The organism is Komagataeibacter sp. FXV3 (genome assembly GCF_015155755.1).
GTDB lineage: Bacteria > Pseudomonadota > Alphaproteobacteria > Acetobacterales > Acetobacteraceae > Komagataeibacter.
Genome location: NZ_VWPI01000202.1, coordinates 1 through 855, shown reverse-complemented (window position 1 = coordinate 855; position 855 = coordinate 1). Strand labels below are relative to the sequence as shown.

Annotated in this window: 1 protein-coding gene; it reads right to left on the bottom strand. The window is 56.3% G+C overall.

Annotation, left to right across the window (positions count from 1 at the left end):
• The coding region (locus F1542_RS16945; RefSeq protein ID WP_227672844.1) for a TonB-dependent receptor plug domain-containing protein at positions 1 to 855 on the bottom strand (855 nt) is incomplete at both ends.

Below are 855 nucleotides of genomic sequence, written 5' to 3'. Positions count from 1 at the left end.
AGAAATCGATCGCTGTCGTGGATGAGAAGTCACCAAAGTCAAACGCCTTGGTATAATTGACGGACAGGCCCCCGCCATTCTCGTTTCGCTGAGGGACGGCGTTGCCCACGCTGACCGCATTGGCTGAAGGGTTCATGCCAGTGTCACCGCCGGAAACCGGCCCGATATCCTGTGGTGAAGTGGAGGTGCCCTTGTCGCGTGTGTAATGGAGGTTCAGCAGCAGGGAAGACGTATCATCAATCGTAAACCTGGTCAGGTTACGAATGGCCAGCAGGTCCTGCGAACCATAGCGCGCGCCCGTTGAGATGTCCTTCTGCCAGCCATCGCCCTTGACATAATTGAAGGCAAGACGGTTGGAGATCCGGCTGGTGATGGGCGTATTGATGGCAAAGCGGCCACGGTTGGTATTGTAACTGCTGTAACCCCATTCCGCATAACCACCGAATTTGTCGGATGGTTTTACAGACTGGATATTGATGCTGCCACCAGTGGTGCTGCGGCCCATGTCAAAGCCCTGCGGACCTTTTTCCGTGGCGACGCTTTCGATATCAAGCATCTGGCCGGTGTAGAAGACGGGAAAGGGGGCGAACACGCCATCGAGGTAAATACCAATCCCGCCCATGTTGGTGCCGACATAGTCATCCAGACCAACACCACGGATGGAGAAAATGGGCGCCGAACCGGACACGGCGTTCGTTGCCGTCACACCTGGCGTAAACGCTGCAATATCCTTTGGGCTTTCAAGGTGAAGCGAGCGCAGTTCCTTCCCGCTGATCGTGTTGACCGTACCGGGCGTGGCCAGATAACGCTGCGCATGTGACCGGGTTACTGTTATCTGCTCGGGCGATGCCTTGG